This window comes from Syntrophobacterales bacterium (assembly GCA_019429105.1).
Taxonomy (GTDB): Bacteria; Desulfobacterota; Syntrophia; order Syntrophales; family UBA5619; genus DYTH01.
The window spans coordinates 1-24,645 of sequence record JAHYJE010000016.1 but is presented as its reverse complement, the minus strand read 5'-3'; the positions used below and the strand labels follow the sequence as shown (position 1 = coordinate 24,645).

General features: G+C 52.0%; 21 protein-coding genes and 4 tRNA genes. 19 read left to right on the top strand and 6 right to left on the bottom strand.

What is annotated here, in order from left to right; all coding sequences use genetic code 11:
• Window positions 1-15: 15 nt before the first annotated feature.
• The 4 genes from rfaE2 to K0B01_07180 all read right to left on the bottom strand — a co-directional run bounded on the left by rfaE2 (window position 16) and on the right by K0B01_07180 (window position 2,676).
• Complete coding sequence (gene rfaE2 / locus K0B01_07195; protein ID MBW6485918.1) at window positions 16-498, bottom strand: D-glycero-beta-D-manno-heptose 1-phosphate adenylyltransferase; 483 nt, start codon at window positions 496-498, stop codon at window positions 16-18.
• Window positions 495-1,244: a ComF family protein gene (locus K0B01_07190; protein ID MBW6485917.1), complete on the bottom strand. Its 750-nt coding sequence runs from the start codon at window positions 1,242-1,244 to the stop codon at window positions 495-497. Before K0B01_07190 ends, rfaE2 begins: the two co-directional genes overlap by 4 nt.
• 22 nt (window positions 1,245-1,266) lie before the next feature.
• Window positions 1,267-1,686, bottom strand: coding sequence for a ribosome silencing factor (gene rsfS, locus K0B01_07185; protein ID MBW6485916.1), 420 nt, complete (start codon window positions 1,684-1,686; stop codon window positions 1,267-1,269).
• Between the two features lie 180 nt (window positions 1,687-1,866).
• Window positions 1,867-2,676, bottom strand: a complete 810-nt coding sequence (locus tag K0B01_07180) for a diguanylate cyclase (protein MBW6485915.1) — start codon at window positions 2,674-2,676, stop codon at window positions 1,867-1,869.
• Between the two features lie 567 nt (window positions 2,677-3,243).
• Between K0B01_07180 and K0B01_07175 the strand changes: the two genes are divergently transcribed.
• Window positions 3,244-6,111 carry an anaerobic glycerol-3-phosphate dehydrogenase subunit C gene (locus K0B01_07175; GenBank protein ID MBW6485914.1) on the top strand — a complete coding sequence of 956 codons (2,868 nt, stop codon included), beginning with the start codon at window positions 3,244-3,246 and terminating at the stop codon, window positions 6,109-6,111.
• Window positions 6,112-6,285: 174 nt separating this feature from the next.
• Here K0B01_07175 and K0B01_07170 read toward each other — a convergent pair whose 3' ends face one another.
• Entirely contained in the window at window positions 6,286-7,497 is a 1,212-nt protein-coding gene (locus tag K0B01_07170; protein ID MBW6485913.1) for a thiolase family protein, read from the bottom strand.
• Window positions 7,498-7,743: 246 nt separating this feature from the next.
• Here K0B01_07170 and K0B01_07165 point away from each other — a divergent pair, with 246 nt between their 5' ends.
• The 10 genes from K0B01_07165 (at window position 7,744) to K0B01_07120 (ending at window position 17,320) form a co-directional block, all read left to right on the top strand.
• Window positions 7,744-8,823 carry a peptidylprolyl isomerase gene (locus tag K0B01_07165; protein ID MBW6485912.1) on the top strand — a complete coding sequence of 360 codons (1,080 nt, stop codon included), beginning with the start codon at window positions 7,744-7,746 and terminating at the stop codon, window positions 8,821-8,823.
• Between the two features lie 14 nt (window positions 8,824-8,837).
• Window positions 8,838-9,740 carry an MBL fold metallo-hydrolase gene (locus K0B01_07160; GenBank protein MBW6485911.1) on the top strand — a complete coding sequence of 301 codons (903 nt, stop codon included), beginning with the start codon at window positions 8,838-8,840 and terminating at the stop codon, window positions 9,738-9,740.
• Window positions 9,737-10,381: an HAD-IA family hydrolase gene (locus tag K0B01_07155; GenBank protein MBW6485910.1), complete on the top strand. Its 645-nt coding sequence runs from the start codon at window positions 9,737-9,739 to the stop codon at window positions 10,379-10,381. Before K0B01_07160 ends, K0B01_07155 begins: the two co-directional genes overlap by 4 nt.
• A 13-nt stretch (window positions 10,382-10,394) precedes the next feature.
• A complete protein-coding gene (gene tilS, locus K0B01_07150) occupies window positions 10,395-11,804 on the top strand; it encodes a tRNA lysidine(34) synthetase TilS (protein ID MBW6485909.1) in 1,410 nt (469 codons plus the stop codon).
• Between the two features lie 111 nt (window positions 11,805-11,915).
• Window positions 11,916-13,769: an ATP-dependent zinc metalloprotease FtsH gene (ftsH, locus tag K0B01_07145; GenBank protein ID MBW6485908.1), complete on the top strand. Its 1,854-nt coding sequence runs from the start codon at window positions 11,916-11,918 to the stop codon at window positions 13,767-13,769.
• Entirely contained in the window at window positions 13,766-14,626 is an 861-nt protein-coding gene (gene folP / locus K0B01_07140) for a dihydropteroate synthase (GenBank protein ID MBW6485907.1), read from the top strand. Before ftsH ends, folP begins: the two co-directional genes overlap by 4 nt.
• On the top strand, window positions 14,607-15,005 hold the full coding sequence (gene acpS / locus K0B01_07135; protein ID MBW6485906.1) for a holo-ACP synthase: 399 nt from the start codon (window positions 14,607-14,609) through the stop codon (window positions 15,003-15,005). Before folP ends, acpS begins: the two co-directional genes overlap by 20 nt.
• A gap of 43 nt (window positions 15,006-15,048) precedes the next feature.
• The gene (gene tsaE, locus K0B01_07130; GenBank protein ID MBW6485905.1) at window positions 15,049-15,534 is read left to right on the top strand and encodes a tRNA (adenosine(37)-N6)-threonylcarbamoyltransferase complex ATPase subunit type 1 TsaE; all 486 of its coding nucleotides are present in this window, start codon (window positions 15,049-15,051) and stop codon (window positions 15,532-15,534) included.
• Entirely contained in the window at window positions 15,535-16,755 is a 1,221-nt protein-coding gene (locus tag K0B01_07125) for an aspartate kinase (protein MBW6485904.1), read from the top strand.
• Between the two features lies 1 nt (window position 16,756).
• Entirely contained in the window at window positions 16,757-17,320 is a 564-nt protein-coding gene (locus K0B01_07120; protein ID MBW6485903.1) for a helix-hairpin-helix domain-containing protein, read from the top strand.
• 16 nt (window positions 17,321-17,336) lie between these two features.
• Here the strand turns inward: K0B01_07120 and K0B01_07115 are convergent, their stop codons facing one another.
• Window positions 17,337-17,948 carry a lytic transglycosylase domain-containing protein gene (locus K0B01_07115; protein ID MBW6485902.1) on the bottom strand — a complete coding sequence of 204 codons (612 nt, stop codon included), beginning with the start codon at window positions 17,946-17,948 and terminating at the stop codon, window positions 17,337-17,339.
• 180 nt (window positions 17,949-18,128) lie between these two features.
• Between K0B01_07115 and K0B01_07110 the strand changes: the two genes are divergently transcribed.
• From K0B01_07110 to K0B01_07075, 8 genes are all read left to right on the top strand, one after another.
• A tRNA-Pro gene (locus tag K0B01_07110) sits at window positions 18,129-18,205 on the top strand.
• Window positions 18,206-18,314: 109 nt separating this feature from the next.
• Window positions 18,315-18,401, top strand: a tRNA-Leu gene (locus tag K0B01_07105).
• Between the two features lie 42 nt (window positions 18,402-18,443).
• On the top strand, window positions 18,444-19,775 hold the full coding sequence (gene tig, locus K0B01_07100; GenBank protein MBW6485901.1) for a trigger factor: 1,332 nt from the start codon (window positions 18,444-18,446) through the stop codon (window positions 19,773-19,775).
• Entirely contained in the window at window positions 19,772-20,356 is a 585-nt protein-coding gene (gene clpP / locus K0B01_07095; GenBank protein MBW6485900.1) for an ATP-dependent Clp endopeptidase proteolytic subunit ClpP, read from the top strand. The genes tig and clpP overlap by 4 nt, the downstream gene beginning before the upstream one ends.
• A 25-nt stretch (window positions 20,357-20,381) precedes the next feature.
• Complete coding sequence (clpX, locus tag K0B01_07090) at window positions 20,382-21,641, top strand: ATP-dependent Clp protease ATP-binding subunit ClpX (GenBank protein ID MBW6485899.1); 1,260 nt, start codon at window positions 20,382-20,384, stop codon at window positions 21,639-21,641.
• A 19-nt stretch (window positions 21,642-21,660) separates the two neighbouring features.
• Complete coding sequence (lon, locus tag K0B01_07085; protein MBW6485898.1) at window positions 21,661-24,081, top strand: endopeptidase La; 2,421 nt, start codon at window positions 21,661-21,663, stop codon at window positions 24,079-24,081.
• Window positions 24,082-24,170: 89 nt separating this feature from the next.
• A tRNA-Val gene (locus tag K0B01_07080) sits at window positions 24,171-24,246 on the top strand.
• Between the two features lie 82 nt (window positions 24,247-24,328).
• Window positions 24,329-24,405 (top strand) — tRNA-Asp (locus tag K0B01_07075).
• Window positions 24,406-24,645: the final 240 nt, after the last annotated feature.

Sequence of the window (24,645 nt, the reverse complement as noted above, 5' to 3'; positions counted from 1 at the left end):
AAAAAATGCGGACGGCTATCTTTGCCCGTACGCAAGGCAGATCTTTCCGATAATGTTTGTCGTGGAGGCGCCTTCCACAACTGGGATCAGCTCGATCCGTCCCCCCCACGACAGGACTGAATCCCGGCCCGCAATGTCTTTTTCACTCCAGTCGGCGCCTTTGACGAGGACGTCAGGCTTGAGAAGCTCTATCAGCTTGAGGGGTGTCGTTTCCTCGAAGATTGTTACGTAATCCACCGACCGGAGGGAGGCTACAACCTCCGCCCTCTCTTCCTGAGGCACGATCGGGCGCTTTTCTCCCTTGATTTTGCGGACGGAGGAGTCGCTGTTGAGCCCCAGAACAAGAATATCCCCGGCTGCCTTTGCCTGCTTGAGATACCGGACGTGTCCGGCGTGGAGTATGTCGAAACATCCGTTTGTAAAGACGATCTTGCCGCCTTTTTTCCGCAGACGCTCCACGGTTTCCCGCAACTCTTCCCGGGACAGGATATTTTTCATATTTTCTCCTTCTGGGCAGTATGTTCTCCGGTTGCCCGGGCCGCCGTCAAAATTGCCACCGCCTCGGCATTGGCGTCAAGCAGAACGCGGGAGCATTCGACAAGCGTGCTGCCCGTTGTGTAAACATCGTCAATCAACAATATCTTCTTACCGGCTATTTTGCGGGGGGTTGTTATTGAGAACGCGCCCTTGACATTTGCCAAACGTTCCTTTCTGCCCAGGCCGACCTGCGGCGGCGTAAACCGGGTCCTTTTCAAAGATGAAAAGTCAAGCGGGACATGGAAACGGTTGGACAATGCGCGTGCCAGGATTACAGCCTGGTTGAATCCCCTTTCCCGCAGTCTTTTGATGTGCAGGGGAACCGGGATGATCAGGTCGAATGTTCCCATTTCCCAGATCCCGGAGGCGAAATCGGCCATGATGCCTCCCAGCGCCTTGCCGATTCCGGTTTTGCCGTGGTACTTGAATTTGTGAATGGCGGTAAGGATTGTGCCTTCATACCTTCCGACGGAACGGGCGAGCGCGTATGGTTTTTCCTCCAGCAGGCACTGGCCGCAGAGGTGATCGCCGCCCTCTTCCGCGGGAAAAGGCATCCCGCAGCGAGGGCAAAGCGGCGAGACAATAAAGCTGATTCCTTGCAGACAGTTTTTGCAGAGAGCAAGCGAAGAATGCCGCTGCAGAAGCTCTCCACAAACGACACAGCAAGGCGGGAAAATAATGTCCGCAATCCCGGCAAGAATATTCAATGCCTTGGACCTTCGCTGTGGGTTATATTGCTTTCGGCAGCGAAGCCAGGAAAGTTGCGTCCTTTGGGATCGCCATTCGGGGGGCTTCCGCCCATAATCGCTCCAGATCGTAAAAGCCGCGGATTGATTCGATAAAGACATGCACAATGACGTCAGCGTAGTCGAGAAGTATCCATTTTCCTTCCGATTCGCCTTCAACCCCCAGCGGAAGCAGGCCGACTTTTTTTACATTTTCCTGGATGGCAGCGGCGATTGCCCTGACCTGCCGGTCGGATGCCCCGCTGCAAATAATAAACCAATCGGCAAAAGCTGATATTTCTTTTACATCGAGCACAACCGGGTTTAATGCCTTTTTCTCCAACAGGGCGTTAATGAAGAACAATAACCTTTCCTGTGAATCACTTTTTTGCTTTTCCGACAAATTTCCTCCCCATATAAACATTTGCCTGCATTTTCTGAACAGGCGCCCCCCTTTTCCGGGTGGCAACAGATTTCCGTTACGTTTTTATCTCGCGGCGATTTTTTTAGCAGAATGCGGGAATTATGTCAACGAACATCCTGACCGCGAATCATCGTTTTACCGGCTGCGTACCTTCCGGAGCAAACAAAGCGGATGAGCGGTCTAACCGAAAACCACCTTGTTTCTGCCCGTCTCTTTCGCCTTATACAGGGCCTCGTCTGCGGCAAGAAGGATGTCTTTTACCTCAGTGCCGCTCTTGGGACAGGAAGCGGCGCCGATGCGACGGACAATGCCGCTGGACATGTCATTGAAGGAGTTGGCGAGAGCGGCGAATTCCCTGTTCCCCTGATAACTGATTTGTTTATTGTAATTGCCTTTGATAATTTCTCTTGTGCCGTCGATAAGCAGCCTTATGGTATTGTAGATGAGGTGGTTGGCAATATAAAATACCACAAGGGAGAGGACGATAAAAGCCGCCACCGCGGTAAGAAAGACCCTCCAAAGCGTTGATGCAATAAAGGCGTCTGTATCGGTTGTGGAATAATCGACAAACAGCAGGCCGAGAATCCTTTGGCTGCCAGGGTGGCAGGAATAACAGGCTGCCTCATTGTATATGTGGGTAACATTTCTTAAAACTGAATCGCCGTGGGAATTTCTGGTTTGCAGCGTCAGGTGTTTTTTCCCTGTTGCATCATGGTGGCACTGGCGGCATTCGCCGCGCTCCTTGAAGAATTGTTCCCCGAGGAGTGAATGATTCTGAGAAAATTTGACAACTCCCTCGTGATTTATGATGTATATATCGTCGACATTGCTGAAAGTATTGACTTCGTCAACCAGTGTCTGAGTCAATTGAGTGTTGTGCGTAAACATCTGGCCTTTCAGGGCTGCTTTAATTACCCTACTAATCTCCGCTGCCTTCGTTATTGACTCCTCGGTAAGTACAGACTTTTGGTACAGGTACGCACCTCCCATGGATATCAGCTAAAAGACAAACAGGGTTAGGGTAATCGCCAATAATAGCTTTGCTCTGATGGAGTTTAAAGTAGCGCATGCATCCTCATTGCCGCAAACAGCCGGCAGATTTAATAAAAATCTTTGTTAAACGAGCCAATTGCAAAACTATTTGTCATTCCCGAAAGCGGAGCTTAATGTACACAATGCTTCTATCGGGAATACGGTTTTTCAAGCAGTTAGAACCAGATTATGAACATTAAACTTCGTTTTCCCGCTTAAAATCATTGCGGGAATGACAGAATGTGAGAGTTTTGCAATTGCCTCAAACGTCAATTATTCAGAGCGACCCCTCTTGGGGGCATGCCCGGCGAGGCAAACCCACAAGAAGAGACAGCTATAAAATATGAGCGGCTTATAGCACGGATTTTTCATTAGGAACGGGAAATATAAACAGGCTCATTCCTTTACACTTGACAAGCTAAGACAACGCCTCTATACGTCCGACAGCAAGGCTAACAAACAATGTGTCGGCCGCAGAGCGGAGAAAGGTTAATGGCAGGCGCTCTATTTTGGAGGAGAAATATCATGGGTGAGACAGAGGTTTTTCCGACGCCGGAAAAAATATTTGCAGAGATCAAGGGAATAATCAAGGGCGAAGTGCTTTGCGATGCTATCAGTCGCACCCTCTACAGCAGCGCAGCCTGCCTGTTCCAGGTGAAGCCGTTGGGAATTTTGCAGCCCCGGGACAGGGACGACGTAATCAAAGTGGTACAGTATGCGAGCCGCAACAAAATTCCGCTGATTGCCCGGGGAGGAGGCACCAGCCGAGTGGGCAACGAGCTGGGCGAGGGAATCATCCTCGATTTTTCCCGCTTCATGAATAATGTTCTGGAAGAGAACGTCCAGGAAAAATGGGTTCGCGTCCAGCCGGGGATAACGCCGGGCGCCCTGAACAAACTGCTGAAGCCCCGAAAGCTTTTCTATCCGATTGATCCCTCTACCAAGGAGCATTGCACGATAGGCGGCATGATTTCGAACAATTCCAGCGGTCCGCATGCCATAAAATACGGCGCCACCCGCGATACGGTGCTTTCCCTGGAAATTGTTCTTGCGAATGGCGAAATGATTACGACCGGACCTGTTGCCAACGGAAATGTTTTCGAAAAGGCAGGGACTCTTTACCAGGGGATTGCCGATGTGCTGGCCCGCTATGCAAAGCCGCTGGCAGACGAAAGACCCTTTACGATTAAAAATTCGTCTGGTTACGACCTCTGGAGAATTCAGCAGGAGGGGTTTCTGGATATGACTCCCCTGCTCGTGGGTTCCGAAGGGACGCTCGGGATTATTACCGAGGCCAAGATCAGGCTTTCCCCGCTTCCCGGAAAGACACTGGGCGGCCTGGTCTATTTCGATTCACTGGAGAAGGTCGGCCAGGCTGTCCAGAAAATCCGTGAGCTGGGGCCCACAATGCTGGAGATCATTGAACGGCGGATACTCGATTTGGCCCGTCAGCAGAAAGCGGAGTTGCGGCCGTATCTGCCGGAGGGCGTCGAGGCGATGCTGTTTATCGAGTTCGAGGGGAAAGATGAAAGTGAACTCCGCGACAGGTTCTCCCAGGTCGGGCAGGCCATGAATGGCGAAAATCTGGCGATGGAAATCAGGGTGGCCAAAGACCAGAAGGACATGGCCATGTTGGGAAAGGTGCGCGCCATCTCCGGCCCGATCCTCAATAAAACAAAAGGCGCCAAAAAGCCCGTGGCCTTTGTTGAGGACGGCGCCGTTCATCCCGGCCGTCTCCCGCAGTATATAAAGGGATTGCGGGAAATATTCAGCAAATACGGGGTTGATGCAGGCATCTATGGGCATGCCGGCGACGGCAACATGCATTTGATGGTCTTTCTGGACCTGCGTCAGGAGGAAGAAGTGCAGAAGATGCTGGCCATTGCCGAGGAAACCTACAAACTTATTTTCTCGCTGCAGGGAACGATTAGCGGTGAACACGGGGACGGTCGGCTGCGGACTTTTTATACCCGGCGGCAGTATCCCGGGCTTTACGCGGCGTTCATCGAAATAAAAAAACTTTTCGATCCCGACAACATCTTCAACCCCGGCGCCATCGTGGGGGGGGATGAAAACCCCCTGGCCCGATTCCTCAAATTCAGAAAAAAAGACGAGAAGTCATCCCAGTCGGCGATTCTGGCCAGTGAGGAGGTGCAGGAGGCAAGCGGGGTCTGTTCAGGCTGCGGGAAGTGCCGCTCTTATTGCCCTGTGGCAATGAAGGTTCCCGAGGAATGGGCTCTGGGAAGGGCCAAGGCAACGCTGATCCGCGGCTATCTGGACGGAACGCTTGACCGGGGCATTCTGGATTCTCCGCAGTTCAGGGAGGCTCTTGATTCCTGCGTGAACTGCAAAAGATGCCTCACGGAATGTCCCTCCGGCGCCGACATACCCTGGCTTGCGGTAATGGGTCGGGCTTATGCAGTGGAGAAAGGCGGGGAGCCCTTCGGCCAGCGGGTATTGGCAAGTACACGCCAGCTCTGCGAGACATCGAGCATGTTCGCGCCGCTCGCCAATTGGGCTAATTCGCTGAAGCCTCTCCGCAGGGGAATGGAAATGGCCGTGGGGCTCGATTCCCGCCGGATTCTGCCGAAATTTCCGAAGCTCACCCTGCGGAAAATGATGGAGAAACGTCCGCACCAGACCAGCACCCGGAAGGTCGTCTTTTTTACGGGATGCTATACCAATTTTAATGAGCCTGAGGATGATGGTTTGGCAACCGTGGAAATTCTCGAAAAGAACGGTTTTGAGGTTATCATCCCCGATTTCCGCTGCTGCGGCATTGCCCGCCTGAGTTCTGGGGCCATAAACGCGGTTGCAGAGGATATCAAATTCAATATCAGTAAACTGCTGGAATTTACAGACAAAAACATCCCCATTATTTTCAGCGAGTCAAGCTGTGCTCTTGCCGTTAAAATGGAATATCCGAAAATTGTGCATTCAAAAGAGGCGGTAAGTGTGGCAAGAAACTGCTATGATATTCATGACTTTTTGATGAAGCTCCACAAAAAAGGCGAGCTTAGCCTGGATTTCGGCAGTTTGAACGTCAAAATCGGTTACCATAATCCCTGCCATCTGCGAGCGCTCGGCATTGTCAACGAGCCGGTGGAACTGCTCCGGCTGATCCCCGGGGTTACGGTTCAGGCATACTCTGACGAGTGCTGCGGCATCGCGGGCACCTTTGGCCTGAAGAAAAAGAACTATGACCTCTCGCTGGCGATTGGCGAGCGATTATTCAATGAAATAAAGGCTTCCGCTGCTGAGCAGCTCGTGACCGGCTGCGGCGCCTGCGCCCTGCAAATCTTTCAGGGAACGCAAAGAAAGGCGGTTGCCCCGGTTTCCCTGCTCGCGAAAGCCTACAGGGCCAAGAAGCAAGCGGCAGTAAAAACAACCTGAGCAAGGCGCCAGGCGAATCCGTGTTTGTCATCCGGGCGAGGACGAGCGTCAGTTTCAGTTGTGCACAACGAACGGAGGTCAAGGAGGCCGGTGCGGGAAAAAGTTTGGATATGTAATTAAGGAGAAACACCCAGGCCGGACCGGCGGTAATCAGCGGTCCGGCCTGGGTGTTTTTTAACCTACCTTGAAGATCATGGAGGCGCCGGTGTCTCCGGCGGCGCAACCGGCCCAGAGGCAGTAGCCGCCGCCTGCCATGGCGACTTCTTCGATCATTTCGGCAATGATTCTGCCTGCGGTCGGCGCCTGGGGATGGCCATAGACTATGGATGAGCCGTAGTTATTCATCTTCATAACGTCATTGCCCAGCTTTTTGGCGAAATTGACGTCATTTGTCGCGAAGGGGTTATGGCTTTTGATCGCCTTCATATCGGTGATTTTCAGGCCGGCGTTGGCAAGCGCCATCTGAGCCGCCGGCACCGGCGCCGCAGCCATGAAGCCGGGCTCAACCCGGGAAAAGCCATAGGAGACGATCCGGACTTCGATCCTGGGATCAGCGCTCAATTCCTTCGCTTTTTCCCTGGTTGTGACGATGAAGCCGGCGTTGCCATCAGCCGGGTGCGTCTGTACGCCGAAACTGTGAACTCCGCCCTTTTCAATGGGAGAGAGCTTCGCCAAACCTTCTGCCGTCGTTGGGGTCACACCGTCATCCTCTTCTATCAAGATGGTTTTTTTCTTTGAGACCTTTACCTCCGCCGGGAACATATAACGTTTCTGGAAGGCCCGGTCGTTGGCCAGCGCCATCTCGTACTGCTCATAGCGGCGCAACGTCACGGCATCGCATTCCTCTTTGGTGATTCCTTCCTTTTTGGCCACGTTATCGGCGGTCTGCACCATCTTGGTGGGCGGGTAAACATTGGGGTCGTTGTTGAAATTGTCCATCAGCCAGTTTTCCGAATATACCTCGCCTCCGGGGCCCATCGGGTTCGCCCACACCGTATGGCCGCCATTGGAGCAGCGGTCGGCCATCAGACCAAAGGCCACTTGCAGCGAGCCGTGTTCCACGGCCAGCGCCGCCAGATTCAGGATGGTTGTGGAAGTTGTGCAGGCCTGATTTACCATCAGGGCGGGCAGATTCTTCTTGTTGTCGGTCAGTATGCCGGCCGCCCAGTTGTGGCTGTAAAACAGATGGGGCTGGGTAATGGTAATCCCGAAGTACATGTAGTCAAAAATAGCAGGGTCGATCTTTTTTTTCTCGAGCAGCCACCTGCGCGCTGTTTTTCCCGCCAGTTCGATGGAATTTTCATTCTGCATGCTTCCCTGCCAACGGACAAAAGGGGTAGAGTAATAACCATTGTAGGGTATATAGGCCTTTTCAAAAACGTTCATATAACATCCTCCCTGTTAGCAAAACACGTTGCCATCCTGTAACTATCCCTTGTTGCTTCCGTACCTTTAGAGTTGAGGAAGTATATACAATTTTTTCGGTTGTCAAGATTTTTTTGATCACCATCCGCTTGACGGCAGCGCCTGCTTTCGCATATACTCGCTTCCGTTTTAACAGATGTGCTATGTGTTATCCATGTAAAATCAGGATGATAGCGGGATATGAATAAACTTTCAGGAGGATGGGACGTGGCTAAGAAAATTGGGCGGTATGTTACTATTGCGGCGGTATTTGCTTTTATCTTCGGCATTACAGTCGGGTGCGATGCGAATGCGGAAAAAGACAAGACGGTTAAACAGATTATGGCGCCGGCGGGGAACGCCTCGGCGGCCTTGCCTGCCGGACAAAACGCAGCCCCGGCCGCAAAGGTGGATGGAGGCGCAACAGCCGTTGAAGTAGATGGACTGAAGCTCACGAATGCCGAAGTCGCCGCGCAAGTTGAGCAGAAATTGGCGCAAATTGCCGGACAGATACCCCCGGAGCGTTTGGAACAGGCCAGAGGGGATATCCGCAAGGGAATAATAGACGGGTTTGTTAATTTGACCCTCTTGAAAAAGGAGATAGCGACCAATAAGGTTGCGGCGAGTGAAAAGGAGATTACTGCCTTCATCGAGGAAGTTAAGGCGAATATGCCGCCTGGACAGACGATCGAGGGATTTATGCAGCAAAACAGCATGGATATGGCGAAATTTCGCGAAGAGGTCGGCAACAACATCAAGATAAAAAAGCTTATCCAGCAGGAGGCGGGGGGAAGCCTTAAGGCAACAGATAAGGAAATCAACGATTTCTATGCCACAAACAAACAGATGTTTTTAAAGCCGGAATCGGTGCATGCCCGGCACATTCTGGTGGCCAGTGAAGCGAAGGACGACGAAAAGACCAAGGCGCAGAAGTTGGCCAAGGCTGAAGGACTTCGTAAAAAATTGGTGGCCGGGGAGGATTTTGCGCAGTTGGCAGCCAAAGATTCCGATTGTCCAAGCAAGGAAAAAGGCGGAGATCTTGGAACATTTGGCCGCGGGCAGATGGTCAAGCCCTTCGAGGATGCCGCCTTTTCACAGGCGCCCAAGGCGATCGGCCCGATTGTCAAGACCGATTTCGGGTTTCATATAATCCAGGTGCTTGAACATAAGGCCTCCGAAACGCTAAAACTGGACGGCGAGATGAAAAAGAAGATTGCCGCCTTTATGGAACGGCAAAAGCAGGAAGAAAATTTTGAAAAAATGATGAAAAGGTTGAAGACGGGAACGAAGATAGTTATAAACGGTTAACGGGGGGACTCGAAATGAGACACCGCAATGCGGGCAAGGTATGTGATCGCCTCTGGTATCTCGGGCGCGAGGAATCGGGCGTTTACCTGCTGGAGGGGGATGATTGTTCGCTGATTATAAGCGGCGGGATGAGTTATCTGGCGCCTGTTGTTCTCGAACAGATGCGGGAGTTCCAAATAAATGAGGCGAAAATAGATAAACTTATCATTCTGCACGCCCATTTTGATCATGTGGGACTGGTTCCGTTCTTCAAGCGCCGCTATCCGGAGTTGCAGATTTTCGCCCTTGCCCGGGGGTGGGAGATACTGAAGATGGAAAAGGCGATTGGCACGATCAATTCCTCCAGCCTGATGGTAGCCAAAAGGGTAGGGGTTGAGGATTTGCTGAAGGGGATGGATCTGGAATGGCGGGATGATGTCAGCGGCTCCGTTGTTGAGGAGGGAAGCGTGCTCGATTTGGGTGGTTTGACGGTGCGGGTTTTGGAAACGCCGGGTCACTCCTCCTGCTCCCTTTCTGCGTACTGTCAGGAAATAAAAGCGCTTTTTCCGTCGGATGGAGGGGGAATCCCCTTCGAGGACATAATCGCCCCCGCCGGCAACTCCAATTTTACCCAATATCAGCAAAGTCTGGCGAAGCTTTCCTCTTTGCCGGTGGATATTTTCTGTGCCGATCATTATGGGTATGTAACGGGCGAAGAGGCAAATAACTATATCCAAAACAGCATGGAGTCGGCAAGGGAGCATCGAACGAAAATTGAGGCCATTTACCGGCGAACCGGTTCTGTGGAGGAAACGGTGCAAGAGGTTGTGGCCGCGGTCTATAAAGAACGTCCCAACTACTTTCTTTCCCCGGAGATATATGCCGGGGTTTACCGCCAGACAGTGCGGCACATTGCCTCGGCCATGGGGGAGAGATGAAATCCGTTGACATGCTGGCTTTCGATCTTGACGGCACGTTGATCGATTCAACCATTGATTTGACTGATTCTGTAAATCATGCCTTGTCAACGCTTGGTCTTGCCGAGATAACCGTGGAGGCCGTAAAAGGATATGTTGGCGACGGTGTTGCCGCGACCGTCCAGCGGGCATTGGGAGGTCAGGCGGACAAGTATTTTCCCGAGGCAATAGCGCTGTTTCGCGATTATTATGAGGGGCATCTGTTGGATCATACCGCCCTCTATCCCGACGTTGCTGATTTGCTTGACTATTTCGGTGATAAAAAAAAGGTTCTTGTGACCAACAAGACCGAAAAATATACGCTCAGGATAGTGAAGGCCCTGCGTATCGATGATTGTTTTCTCGATGTTTGCGGAGAGGACAGCACCCCTTTCAAAAAACCGGATCCCCGTCTTCTGGAGCTGATCATGGAAAAAAGGGGGGTTGTTCCGGCGCGCACGGTGATGATAGGCGACGGCGCCAACGATATTCTTTTGGCGAAAAGGGCGGGCGCGATAAGTTGCGCGTTTCTTAACGGGATAAGCGACAGGGAAAAACTGCTCAGTCTCGCCCCTGATTTCGTCTGCGAGCGGCTCTCCGATCTGAAGGCTTTTTTTTGCTGATCAATGCCAACTAATGCTCAACACCGTAAGAAAAACCATTGCTGATAATCTTCTCCTCAGACAGGGCGAACACGTTTTGGCCGCCGTCTCCGGCGGCCCTGATTCGGTCGCGTTGCTGAGAATCCTGGAAATTCTTGCCGGGGAATACTCTCTGAAAATCACTGTGGCGCACCTTAACCATGGTCTTAGGGGAGACGATGCCGATCGGGATGAGGATTTTGTACGCATCCTCAGTGAAAAAAGGAATATAGCATTCATAACAAAAAGGGTGGATGTTCGCGAGCGGCAAAAAAAAACCGGGAAGTCCATGGAAGAGAGCAGCCGGGAGGAGCGTTATCGCTTTTTGTATGAAACTGCCGCCGGATGCGGCGCTGAAAAGATAGCCACCGGCCACCATCGGGACGACCAGGTGGAGACGTTCTTTATCAATCTGCTCCGAGGCGCCGGTATGGACGGTCTCAAGGGAATTGCCCCAATTCGGGATGATTGTTTGATCCGTCCGCTGCTGTATGTCAGCCGCAGCGAGATTCTGGAGTTTTTAAACAGGGAGGGGCTTGCTTACAGGACGGACAGCTCCAACGCGGACCAGACTTTTTTGCGCAACAGCATCCGCAACTGGCTTCTTCCCGAATTGACGAAGCGCTACAACCCGCAGCTTGCAGCGGGGGTCGCTCGCACCGCCGAGATCATCCGGCAGGAAGACGATTATCTGCTTGGAGTTGTTCGGCAATTGGCAGCTTCCTGGGGGATAGAGCAAGACGATAGAGAAATTGCCATCCCGTTATCGGAATTTTTGCAGCAGCATCGGGCGATTCAGGCGCGCCTTATTAAATTTTCGTTGGAGGGGATAGCCGCTTTTGAAAAACGTATTGGCTGCCTTCATATAGAGGCGGTTCTGGAATTGTGCCATAAAAAAGACAACAAATTGCGCAAGCTTGATCTTCCCGCGCGGATATTGGTCGAAAAATGGGCGAAGGTCCTGAAGATCATGAAAGCGCCTGATCGGGTAATTGCTGATGGGGTTTCAAAGAGTAAAGGCGGTTTCGAGAGAGAGGTTGAAATTCCGGGGACGATCAGTCTGCCTGAAATCAATATGAATATCAGGGCAGAGATGATTGATAAACCGGGGTTTGCGGAGCTCAAGAGCCACCCGGAGGCGGCTTTTATCGATTATGACTGCCTCCATCCGCCGTTGTTCATAAGAAATTGGCGTTATGGCGACCGGATTGATCTTTTGGGGCTGGGAGGAACAAAGAAGTTGAAAAAATACTTCATTGATAGAAAGATTCCCGGCGCACTGCGGGGAACCATTCCCCTGCTGGTTGACGCTCAGTCGGTTATCTGGATTGCCGGCGAGCGGATAAGCCAGCGGGTGCGCATTACCGAAAAAACTAAAAAAGTGTTGAAAATAGAGTTGGTTTGAAGTAATCAAGAGCGCAATTGGAATGTGAGCGGTGGACGGTTTATAAACCGTTCCCCGTAGGTTGCGGTTCAGGGAAAAATTGTCGGATGTTCATAAAAGGAGAATAACAAATTGAATCCTCTACAGAAAAATATAGCGCTCTGGCTTGTGATCAGTCTGGTTTTCGTTATGATGTACCATCTTTTCAGCCAGCCGAAAATAGCGCAAACAGAGATGATCTATAGCGAGTTTTTAAGCAATGTTGAAAAATCACAGGTTTCCGAGGTGACGATTCAGGGAGAGAACATAACCGGTAAATTGACCAACGGCACGGTCTTCAAGACTTATGCCCCTAAAGATGCAGGCGCGATTGCCCTGCTGAAGGACAAGGGGGTGCGCATTTCCGCCAAGCCCGTTGATGATTCCCCCTGGTATATGACGCTGCTTGTCTCATGGCTGCCGATGCTCCTGCTGATCGGGGTCTGGATATTTTTCATGCGGCAAATGCAGGGAGGGGGGGGCAAAGCGATGGCTTTCGGCAAAAGCCGCGCTCGTCTGGTCAATGACAAATCAAAAAAGATTACATTCCTCGATGTAGCCGGGGTCGAAGAGGCAAAATCCGAACTGCAGGAGGTTATTGACTTTCTGCGCGACCCGAAGAAATACACCAGGTTGGGAGGGCGGATTCCCAAAGGACTATTGCTTGTCGGCCCTCCCGGGACAGGTAAGACTCTGCTGGCCCGGGCAATTGCCGGGGAGGCGGATGTTCCCTTTCTCAGCATCAGCGGCTCGGATTTCGTGGAGATGTTTGTCGGCGTCGGCGCCTCCCGCGTGCGCGATCTGTTTGTCCAGGGAAAGAAGAATGCCCCCTGCATAATCTTCATCGATGAAATAGACGCGGTGGGGCGTCATCGGGGGGCCGGTCTGGGCGGCGGACACGACGAAAGGGAACAGACCTTGAACCAGTTGCTGGTCGAGATGGATGGTTTCGAATCGAATGAGGGTGTAATACTGGTATCTGCTACCAACCGTCCGGATGTTCTGGATCCAGCCCTGATGCGGCCCGGCCGTTTCGACCGCCAGGTGGTGGTGCCGCTTCCGGACGTGCGCGGCAGGGAAAAGATCCTGGAGGTTCATGCCCGTAAGACGCCCCTCGAAGAGGACGTCAATTTCAGCGTTATCGCCCGGGGAACCCCGGGATTTTCCGGCGCCGACATAGAGAACCTGGTCAATGAATCGGTGCTGTACGCCGCCCGTTTCAACAAGGAAAAGGTCTCCATGTCCGACTTCGAGTATGCCAAAGACAAGGTGATGATGGGGACGGAGCGCAAGAGCATGGTGATCAGCGACGCGGAAAAGAAAAACACCGCTTATCACGAAACAGGTCACGCGCTTGTGGCCCGCATGCTTCCCGGAACGGACCCTATTCACAAGGTAACGATCATCCCCCGGGGAATGGCGCTCGGCCTTACCCAGCAACTGCCGGTTGATGAGAAGCATGCCTATCCGCGGGAGTTTCTTCTCAATAACATCGTCATACTCCTTGGGGGGCGGGCTGCCGAGGAAATTATCCTCAAGGATTATACAACCGGGGCCGGGAACGATATTGAGAGAGCTACCGGCCTGGCTCGCAAGATGGTCTGCGAGTGGGGGATGAGTGAGGCGATAGGCCCCCTGAGCTACGGCAAGAAGGAGGAACAGATTTTTCTGGGGAGGGAATTTGCCTCCCATAAGGATTACAGCGAAGAGACGGCCAAGAAGATAGATGCAGAGATAAACCAGATAGTCTTCTCCAGTTATGAGAAGGCAAAGGGCATCCTCTCGGAGAATATCGGTTTGCTCAACAGCATCGCCCTTGTCCTTCTCGAAAAAGAGGTATTGACCGGGCAGGAACTCGATGCACTCATCAAGGGCGAAACCCTCCCGCCAATTGAAGATGTCCGCCCGCAAATTGAGGAAGGCACTCCGGCAGAGACAACCTTATGAAAGAAGTGAATGACGACAATCTGCTGTTTCGGACGTCGCGCCGGGAGATTGTCCTGGGCGAGCGCACCCTGATCATGGGGGTCATCAATGCGACCCCCGATTCGTTTTCGGATGGCGGCCGTTACGCCTCGCCGCAAAAGGCCATCGAGGAAGGGATGCGGATGGTCGAAGAGGGCGCCGATATCCTGGACATTGGCGGCGAATCCACTCGCCCCGGTTCAGATGCGGTTTCCGTTGACGAAGAGTTAAAGAGGGTTATTCCGGTTATTCAGGGCCTTGCGGCAAAGCTCTCCATCCCGCTTTCCGTTGATACCATGAAGGCGGAGGTTGCCCGGGAGGCGCTGAGGGCAGGCGCGGAAATAGTAAATGAGGTAAGCTCTCTGAATTATGACGGGGCAATGGCGAAAACCATTTCGGCCGCGGGCGCGGGGGTGGTTTTGATGCATATGCGGGGCATCCCCAAGGTGATGCAGCAGGGCGACTTGACTTACCCTTCCCTGCTTGACGATATAGCGGCTTTCTTGCGGGAACGGATGGAAAGGGCCCGTTTGGATGGAATAGATTGGGCGCAAATAGCTGTCGATCCGGGAATCGGCTTCGGCAAGACGGCGGACGACAATCTGCGCCTTATTCGCCATCTCGGGGAGTTTAAAAAATTGGGAAGACCAATCCTTATGGGTGTTTCCCGCAAAGCCTTCATTGGCAAGATAACAGGGGGGCTGCCCGCCGAGCGTATCGAAGGGACGGCGGCCGCGGTAACGGCTTCAATCATGGGCGGGGCGCATATCGTCAGGGTGCATGATGTTTCCGTCATGAAAAAGGTGGTTCTGATGGCCGATGCAATCAGCAGGGCTTAAGATGGCCGCCGGCGTCGGAATTGATCTTGTAGCGGTTGCAAGGGTCGAGAGGATTCTCGCCAAATGGGGAGACGCATTCATTCGGCGCATTTACACGGTTGAGGAAATTGCCTATTGTCAGGCCAAGGCGCGGCCCGCCCTGCATTTCGCCGCCTGTTTCGCCGTTAAAGAGGCCTTTTTAAAGGCGCTGGGGACCGGATTGGGCGGAGGAATCGGCTTTAATGATATTGCCACGGTTCACGACGGCAACGGGAAGCCCGGTATCAAGCTGTCTGGAAAAGCCTCGGCTTTGCAGCGTGGCGGGTGCAGGGAAAAAGTTGCGGTAAGCATTTCGCATACAGACGATTTGGCGACCGCCATCGTTATTCTTGATAAATGAACGGGCGGATGCGGTTTTGACTGGAAATAGCTTCTTTGTTGCTCTGGTATCGGAAAACCCTGAACAGACCTTTCAGTTGGGAGTGGACATCGGCAGGATCCTGAAGGCGGGCGACTTTGTCGCGCTTAAGGGAGAACTGGGAGCGGGGAAAACGGTCTTTGTCCAGGGAATAGCCAAAGGTATGGGGGTTCCCGCTGCGTATGCGGTTGTCTCGCCGACCTTCACCCTGATCAACGAGTACCCGGGCGAGGCGGCGCCTCTTTATCACCTCGACGTCTATCGTCTTGCCGGAAGCGCGGAACTTATAGACGCAGGATTTGATGAAACTGTTTCCCGAAATGGGGTTACGGTTGTAGAGTGGGCTGAAAAAATTGCCGATTTTATTCCGGCTGGCGCCCTTTTTCTCGCCTTCAGATATCTCGACGAGACAAAAAGGAAAATACGCATTTCCACAGCAGGGGAATCATTTAGGCAGCGACTAAACGGCGTGGTTTTTAAGAAGCGCCGCTCGGAGGAGGGTTTTAATTAGATGGCTTTGATTGTACAGAAATATGGCGGTACCTCGGTTGCCAATCTGGAGAGGATTGCCAATGTGGCAAAAAAGGTAATCCGCATAAAAGAGGAAGGAAATGAGGTGGTTGTTGTCCTGTCGGCCATGTCCGGCGAGACGGATCGCCTTATTAAACTTGCCCGGCAGGCGGCGGATGAACCAAACCTGCGGGAGTACGATTCGCTTATTTCCACCGGCGAGCAGGCAACGGTAACGCTCTTGGCCATCATGCTCAATGGCATGGGCCATAAGGCAAAATCCTTCCTGGGGTTTCAGGTTCCCGTAATTACCGATCAGGCCTTCAGCAAGGCCCGCATCTTAAGCGTGCAGAAAGAGGTTGTACTGAAGGAGCTGGCAGAAGGAACGATTGTGGTTGTCGCGGGTTTTCAGGGGAGGGATGGCGACAACAACATAACCACGCTGGGCAGGGGAGGCTCCGACACCAGCGCCGTGGCGCTGGCAGCGGCGCTGAATGCGGATGTATGCGATATATATACTGATGTTGACGGTGTATATACAACTGATCCGAACATCTGCAGTAAAGCCCGGAGACTTTCCCGGATAACCTACGACGAGATGCTGGAAATGGCCAGGGCGGGCGCCAAGGTGCTGCAGCCGCGTTCGGTGGAGCTGGCAAAAAAATTCAACGTGCCGGTCTATGTAAAATCCTCTTTTTCTGATGAAGGGGGGACGCTTGTAACAAAGGAGGCTGAAAATATGGAGAAGGAAATCGTTTCCGGCGTGACGTATGATCGCGACCAGGCCAAGATAACGGTTATTCATGTTCCGGACCGTCCCGGGATTGCGGTCGCCATCTTTGCGCCGCTGGCAGAACATAATATCATGGTGGACATGATCATCCAGAATGCGAGCATCGCTGGCTATACGGACATGACCTTCACCGTTTCCCGCAAGGAAGTTCTTGAGGCCAAACGGATTATCGGCGAGGCTGTTCAGGCGATCGGCGCGGATAAACTGGAAGTGGACGAGAACGTTGCCAAGGTTTCCGTGATCGGCAGCGGCATGATCAGCCATGCCGGGGTTGCGGCAAAAATTTTCCAGACGCTTGCCAACGAAAGGATCAACATCCTGATGATCAGCACCTCCGAAATCAAGGTTTCCTGCGTTGTCGAGGCGAAGTACGCGGAGTTGGCCGTGACCGCCCTGCACGATGCCTTTGAACTGGAAAAAGAGCGTTGAAATGATGGTCTCCACAGGACAGCGAGCCGGCATGTTTGCCGTTTTGCTTGTCTGCCTGGCAATTTATGGATTTTCGTCCTTCACCCTTGGACAGCCGCGGCAAGGAGAACCCATACCTCTGGTGCTGCAGGATGCGGATTTTATTGCAGTCGAACTCCGCGGCTTTCAGGGCGAGGGAATCTATTTCCTCCCCGCCGCCGCCGCGCCTCAAAGCCTGATTGAGGCCGCCGGTGTAAAAACCCCCGGCTATAAAGAAAGTCTATTGGGGGCAAAGATTTCTCAGGGCGCCCTTTTTACGGTTGCTGGCGACGGCAGTTTGCAGAGAGGGGAGATGTCCGCCGCAACAAGGGTGGCGTTGGGCATCCCGCTTGACGTCAATCGGGCCTCGGCAGGCGACCTGGCTCTGGTCCCCGGCATTGGGGAGGGGGACGCGGCGCGAATTGTGCAGAGACGCCGGGAGAAGGGGAGTTTCTCCAGTTTGGCTGATCTTTTGGATATCCCGGGAATTAAAGAGAAAAAACTTGAGAAAATAAGGGACTGCTTGACAACGGGTTTGAGCAGGTAGGTTTATTTAAAAACCTTTAATTCTTCTCGTTCCGGTACTGTTCAAGGTAGCGAAGCACCCTTTTTACATAGGTCTGGGTTTCTTTGTAGGGAGGGATGCTGTTGTTATAGCGCAGGACGGCATTTTCGCCGGCGTTATAAGCCGCCAGGACCAAAGGCAGATTGCCCTTGAATAAGGTGGACAGGTAACGCAGATAGCGGACCCCGCCGTCTATATTGCTTTCCGGATGAAAGGAGTCGGCTACCTGAAGGGAAGCCGCGGTGGCCGGCATGAGCTGCATGAGCCCCCGGGCGCCGACGGGTGAGACGGCCTTGTGATTGAAATTCGATTCAGCCTTGATTACAGCCTTGACAAGGGTTGAATCAACGGCGTACCTCTCGGAAGCTTGATTAATTAGGGATTCGTAATCGGAAATCTTCCCGGGGACCTTTAAAAGCACCCGCTTTTCCCTCATTACAAGGACATAAGGGGCGCCGTTGTCTGTCGGTACATTAGTCAGGTGGATAACGCCTTCAGGATCAGTGTATCGGTAAATATCTGAATAGGCTGACGTTGCCGCCGACAGGAATATGGCGACAATGCAAAAAAAGAAAAATTTTTCAGTCAGGATATGTCTTCTGGATTTCATTACTCCCTGTCGCTCCCCGTCTTGTGCCTTGACTATACCCCAACAGTGATCGTTTATTCAAGCTTTTTATAATCTTCCGTTTTCGCCCTGCTGCCGCCCCGTTGCTTTTTTACCGTGTCATTGTCCTTGACAGGGATAATTTATGGTGTTAAGGAACGCCACGATTGCAGTAATTGATGTCGGGGCGTGGCGCAGTCTGGTAGCGTATCTGAATGGGGTTCAGAGGGCCGGTGGTTCAAATCCACTCGCCCCGACCAATAGTAAAATAAACCGCCGAAAGGGCGGTTTTTTAATATTTTTCGCATCTTCCCTATATCCATTGGTTGACATAGAAGAGTCGGATGAATATAAAGGCGATAAGAAAATGCGAGGGTGGCGGAATTGGGAGACGCACTGGACTTAGGATCCAGCCCGTTTGCGCGGGTAGGGGTTCAAATCCCCTCTCTCGCACCATACTTGGCCCGGTATTGAGATAAACATAAGGAGTGTGCTGCCGTGAGTGAAATTGTTGAACCGAAGATCGATGATGTCAGTTCCGTAAAAAAGAGGATTTCTTTTGAGATTCCCTGGGATGACGTTAAACATGAACTGGACAAGGTTTATCAGAAGGCCGGAAAAACAGCCAGGATCAAAGGATTCAGGCCAGGCAAAATACCCCGTAATATAATGGAAAAATACTACCGCCAGGACGTAGAGGTGGATGCTATTTCCAATCTTGTCAATCGTTATTACTGGGAGGCGATCCAGAAGCATAACATCGCTGCGGTAAGTCAGCCCCAGATAGAACAAGAGGGTATAGAGCAGGAAAAGAACTTTACCTTCACCGCCACGGTTGACGTTGAACCGCAAATAGAGCCGGTGGGCTATACGGGTTTGGAACTGGAAAGGCAGGCACCCGTTGTCAACGACGACGAACTGGAGGCAAACATGCAGCAGATGCGCCAGATGTTTGCCGTTTTGGAGAACCCTGCCGAAGAAAGAGGCGTTCAGACCGGTGATTTTGTCACAATCGGTTTTGAAGGCGCCCTCGCCGGGGAAAAGCTCCCCGAACTGAAGGCGGAAAACCATCTTTTGGAAATAGGCTCCGGGTCTTTTATCCCCGGTTTCGAAGAACAGTTGATCGATGCTCCCAAGGGCGCGACCAGGAATATTGAGGTTACCTTTCCCGCGGATTATCAGGCAGCGCATCTGGCCGGAAAAGATGTCCAGTTCGCAGTTGCGATAAAGGATATTCGCGTCAGGAGACTTCCTGACCTCGATGATAAATTTATCAAAAATTTCGGGAAATATACATCCCTGGACGAGTTGCGGGCGGATGTCCGGAAAAGAGCCGAGGAAGAAAAAAAGAAGCGCCTCGACGCGGCGTTTGTCAAGCAGATCAGTGATAAACTGCTCGAACATAATATTTTTGAGGTTCCGGAGGTATTTGTTGAACAGCAGGTTTATTATATGGTTTCCGATGCGCACAGCAGAATGGTTTCCGAAGGGATGGACCCCAAGAAGGCCGAGGAATTGGCAGCCAATTTGCGTGCTCCTTTCCGGGACGAAGCGGCCAGGATAGTCAAGACAACTATTTTGTTAGACAAGATTGCCCAAAAGGAGGCGATCGCGGCAACGGATGAAGAGTTGGATGCCCGGATCCGGGAATTTGCGCTTCAGCGTTCCCAGGACTATGAAACATTCAGAAAATCTCTCGAAAAGGACAACCTTGTGGAAAATATCCGGGGTGAACTTGTCAACCGTAAGACCTATGAATTCATAGAGGCCAAGGCGAATGTAACGGTCCGGGAGGCTGAAAAAATCGAAAGCGGGGATGCTGTAAAATGAGTTTGATACCTATGGTTGTAGAACAGGATGGCCGCGGGGAGCGGGCCTTTGATATCTATTCCCGGCTCCTGCGGGATCGGATCATCTTTCTGGGCACGGCAATCGATGACGATGTAGCGAATCTGGTGATTGCCCAGATGCTTTTTCTGGAATCCGACGATCCCGACAAGGACATATTTTTCTATTTGAACTCTCCGGGCGGCAGCGTCAGCGCCGGGATGGCAATTTATGATACCATGCAGTACATCAAGCCCTCGGTAAATACCGTCTGCATGGGGCAGGCGGCCAGCATGGGCGCCCTGCTGCTCGCGGCGGGGCAAAAAGGAAAGCGTTATGCCCTGCCCCATTCCCGGATCATGATCCATCAACCGCTGGGCGGATTCCAGGGGCAGGCCACCGATATCGGCATTCAGGCTCGCGAGATTCTGAGATTGAAGGAGGAGCTGAATCAGATCCTTGCCGATTTGACCGGTCAACCACTCGAAAAGATTGCTGCCGATACCGAGCGTGATTATTATATGTCGGGGACAAATGCCGTAGAGTATGGCATTATCGATGAAGTCATCTTGAAGAGGGCTTAACAAAGTTTGCTGAAGGGGTTCCATAATGGGAAGAAAACCAAAGGATTCTGGCTACGAAAAGGGGATATTGTACTGTTCTTTTTGCGGCAAGGGACAAAATGAGGTCAAAAAACTTGTCGCCGGTTCGACATCTTATATATGCGATGAATGTGTTGAGCTTTGCCGTTCGATCATTAACGAGGAAAATCAGGAAGATAAAGGTCAAATTTCCGGAGGATTTCCGGAGCCGAGGGAGATTGTCAAGTTTCTTGACCAGTATGTAATCGGTCAGGAAAGAGCCAAGAAAATTCTCTCCGTGGCGGTTTACAATCATTACCGGAGGCTCTCTGCCGGCGCGGATGTGGGAGGGGTGGAAATTCAGAAGAGCAATATCCTGCTGATCGGGCCAACCGGTTCCGGGAAGACGTTGCTTGCGAAAACTCTGGCCAGGATGCTCAATGTTCCGTTTACCATTGCCGACGCGACGACGCTGACGGAAGCGGGATATGTCGGCGAGGATGTGGAAAATATCATCCTCAGCCTGCTGCAGAATGCCGATTATGATGTGGAGAAGGCATCCCGGGGGATTGTCTATATCGACGAGATCGACAAAATTGCCAGAAAGTCGGGAAACCCATCGATAACACGCGATGTTTCCGGTGAAGGCGTGCAGCAGGCGCTCTTGAAAATTATTGAAGGGACGACGGCGAGCATCCCCCCCAAGGGGGGCAGAAAACACCCCCAGCAGGAGTTTATCCAGGTAGATACGACGAATATCCTCTTTATTTGCGGCGGCGCCTTTAACGATCTTGAAGGAATAATTTCCCGCCGGATTGGCTCCAACTCCATCGGTTTTGGATCGGAGCTCCGCAGCAACAAAGAGAAAAACAAGGATGAGCTGCTCCGCAAGGTGCAGCCTGAAGACCTTCTCAAGTTTGGATTGATCCCGGAATTTATCGGCCGGCTGCCGGTAATTTCGACGCTCAAAGAGTTGACACACGATGATCTGATCCGAATTCTGCTGGAACCGAAGGATGCCCTTGTCAAACAATATCAAAAACTTTTCGAGTTGGATGGGGTAAAATTGAAGTTTACCGAGGGCGCCCTGAAAGCCGTTGCGGAGCTCTCTCTGGAGAGAAAATCCGGCGCCCGCGGCTTGCGGGCGATTATGGAAAACACCCTGCTTGAGATAATGTATGAGCTTCCTTCCCGCGATGATGTTCTGGAATGCATCGTCAGCGAAGAAGTTGTGAAAAACGATGAAAAACCTATTCTCCTTCTCGAAAAAAAATCCGAGACGGCTTAACTATCACAGGAAATAATAAATGACCTCCAGAAAAGAAGCAACAGAGTTTAAGCAGATTGATGCGGAAATGCCGCTTTTACCGCTCCGGGATGTGGTGGTTTTCCCGCACATGATTGTCCCGTTGTTTGTGGGCAGGGAAAAGTCAATTGCCGCCCTTGAATCCGCCATGAAAGAAGAAAAAGAGATCTTCATGGTTGCGCAAAAAAATGCCCAAAAAGATGAGCCATGTGAAGACGATATATACAGCGTTGGCACAATCGGGATTATAATTCAGTTGTTGCGTCTGCCCGACGGCACCGTCAAGGTGCTGGTGGAGGGAAGAAAAAGGGGAATCATCAGGAATTACGTCTTCTGCGAAGAGCATTTCCTCGTTGTGGTGGATGAACTCGAGGAAACGGGGAAAGAGGATGCCCTCCGAATTGAGGCGCTGATGAGAAGCATTGGCTCTGCGTTTGAAAACTATGCCAAAATGACCGGCAAGGTTCATCTGGACATGGCGGGAACGGTATCATCCATTGACGACCCCTCGAAGCTCGCCGACATCGTCATCTCCCAAATCAACGCCAAACTGGACGACAAACAGCGAATCATTGAAATCGCAAATATTCCCGACAGAATGGAAGCAATCTACAAATTGATGCTTTCCGAGATAGAGATCCTGCAGGTTGAAGAAAAAATAAAAAAACGGGTCAAAAAGCAGATGGAAAAGACCCAGAAGGATTACTACCTCAACGAACAGATGCGGGCCATTCAGAAGGAAATGGGCGAGAAGGACGACTTTAAAAGCGAAGTCATCGATCTGGAAAAAAGGCTGAAACAGAAAAAACTCCCCGAGGAGGCCGCCAAAAAGGTCAAGCAGGAAATCAAAAAGATGCAGATGATGGCGCCGATGTCCGCTGAGGCCACCGTCGTGAGAAATTACATCGACTGGCTTTTGGACATGCCGTGGGAGGAGAAAACTGAAAACAACTATGCGTTGAAGGAGTCCGAGACGATTCTGGAAGAGGATCATTACGGCCTCAAGAAGGTGAAGGAGCGAATCATCGAATACCTCGCCGTTCAGACCCTCGTCAAAAAGAACAGGGGCTCCATTTTATGTCTGGTCGGGCCTCCGGGGGTCGGCAAGACCTCTATCGCCAAATCGGTAGCGCGGGCGACAAACCGGAAGTTTGTCAGGTTTTCGCTGGGCGGGGTGCGGGACGAGGCGGAAATAAGGGGGCATCGGCGCACCTACATCGGGGCAATGCCCGGAAAAATCATCCAGCTCTTGAAAAAGGCGGGGAGCAGCAACCCCGTTTTCTGCTTGGACGAGGTCGATAAGGTGAGCTCCGATTTTCGCGGCGACCCCTCGGCGGCGCTGCTCGAGGTTCTCGATCCGGAGCAGAATAATGCCTTCAACGACAATTATCTCGAAGTTGATTACGACTTGTCTGATGTGATGTTCATTACGACGGCGAATGTTTTGCAGACGATTCCCGCGCCGCTTCAGGACCGGATGGAGGTAATCCGGATTGCCGGTTATACCGAGCAGGAGAAGCTCAATATTGCAGTCAAATTTCTTGTCCCCAAGATTATCGAGGCCAACGGGCTGAGCAAAGAGAAACTGGTTTTTACCGAAGGCGCCATTCTGACGATGATCCGCAACTATACCAGAGAAGCGGGAGTCCGCAACCTGGACAGGGAAATATCCTCCATTTGCCGCAAGGTTGCCAGGAAGGTGGTATCGGAAGGGGTAAAAACATGCATAAAGATATCGGCCAACGCTGTCTCGGGATATCTCGGCGTGCCGAAATTCCGTGATAATGAAAATGAAGGAATGGATCGCGTCGGATTGACTATTGGCCTTGCCTGGACGGAGGTGGGCGGGGAACTTTTGACGCTCGAAACAACGGTAATGAAGGGCTCCGGCAAGATGACCCTGACGGGGAAATTGGGCGATGTCATGCAGGAATCCGCCCAGGCCGCGCTGACCTATGTGCGTTCCCGCTCCGGCGAATTGGGACTGGCTGAAGGTTTTTACAAGGATACGGATATTCACGTGCATGTTCCCGAGGGGGCGATCCCGAAGGATGGGCCGTCTGCCGGCATTGCCATGGCGACTTCGATTGCGTCGGCGCTCACGAATCGCAAGGTGAGGGGCGACCTGGCAATGACCGGGGAAATCACCCTGCGGGGAAGGATTCTGCCCATCGGCGGTTTGAAGGAAAAACTGCTGGCGGCCCACCGGGTGGGAATAAAGACAGTTATAATCCCCAAAGACAACGAGAAGGATTTGAGCGAGGTCCCGGCGAATGTGCTGAAGAAGATTAAAATCATTTTCGTTCAGCATGTCGATGAGGTGATGAACGCCGCTTTGCTGCCCAAGGAAGAGAACAAGGCAGATATCGGGGGCGTTCCTGTGAGCAGCAAGATCGCGGAAACGGCCCCCTTGCCCTGCTGAAGGTGAAAGACGATTAGGCCTGCTTTCGAACTTAGTTCTTGACAAGAATTGCAATCATTGCTAAGGAGCACTCCGCTGCTTGATAATATGGGCGGGTAGCTCAGTTGGGAGAGCGCCACGCTTACACCGTGGATGTCACAGGTTCAAGTCCTGTTCCGCCTACCATGGAAAAAGCGTGATTCTCCCGGGCCCTTCGCTCAGGTTTATGGGCTTGAGGAGATTATGAGCAGATAAATTTTCTATTTACGGGGTCGTAGTTAAGTTGGTTATAACGCCGGCCTGTCACGCCGGAGGCCAGGGGTTCAAGTCCCCTCGGCCCCGCCAAAATGAAAACAGGGGGTCAGGAAGCAATTCCGGCCCCCTGTTTTTTTATTTCTGAAACGATTTACCTTCAAAAGAGCTGGCCATTGAAATCTTCGTTTCATGTAGTAATCTAATTTAAATCATGATAAACGTATCACACTATGTAATCATATAAATAGTAAAATAAGGTTCTTTCGGCATTTTATGAGGGATGCCATGACTGCATGTCCTGGACATCATATATAATATTCGAGTGAGCGG